This is a genomic window from Roseomonas sp. TAS13 (genome assembly GCF_001950415.1).
Lineage (GTDB): Bacteria > Pseudomonadota > Alphaproteobacteria > Acetobacterales > Acetobacteraceae > Roseomonas > Roseomonas mucosa.
In genome coordinates, this window is the sequence record NZ_BDLP01000784.1 from 1 (window position 1) to 678 (window position 678).

Here is a 678-nt window from a genome sequence, read left to right on the forward strand (position 1 = left end):
TCGCCTTACGGTGGAGCTGTGCGTAGATGTGATCAAGAGACAGGCGATGCTGCTGCTGCGCATCGGCACGATCGGCATGGCCGTCTGGCTGTGGTGGCACGGACAGGCCACGCCGGGCGACCTCGCCACGGTGCTCGCCATGTTCTTCGTGGTGCAGGGCTACCTGCGCGACATCGGCTACCACATCAACAACCTCCGCCGCTCGGTGAACGACATGGAGGAGATGGTGGCGATCCTGGCCCTGCCGCTCGGCGTCGCCGACCGCCCCGGCGCGCGCGCCATCGACGTGCGGGAAGGCCGCATCGAGTTCGACCGCGTCACCTTCCACTACGGCCGCCACACCACCCCGCTCTACCGCGACTTCTCGCTCACCATCCAGGCGGGCGAGCGTGTCGGGCTGGTCGGCCACTCCGGTTCCGGCAAGACCACCTTCGTGAAGCTGATCCAGCGGCTGCACGACGTGAGCGGCGGCCGCATCCTGATCGACGGCCAGGACGTCGCCGCCGTCACGCAGGAATCGCTGCGCCGGAACATCGCCATCGTGCAGCAGGAGCCGGTGCTGTTCCACCGCTCGCTGGCCGAGAACATCGCCTATGGCCGCCCCGGCGCCACGCGCGCGGAGATCGAGCGCGCCGCGCAGCTCGCCAATGCGCACGGCTTCGTCGCCCGCCTGCCGGA

1 protein-coding gene is annotated in these 678 nt (G+C 69.3%); it reads left to right on the forward strand.

Features of this window, described 5'->3' with window-relative positions; translation table 11 throughout:
- Positions 1–678: ABC transporter ATP-binding protein (locus ROTAS13_RS25500; protein WP_139323623.1), on the forward strand; the 678-nt coding region annotated here is incomplete at both ends.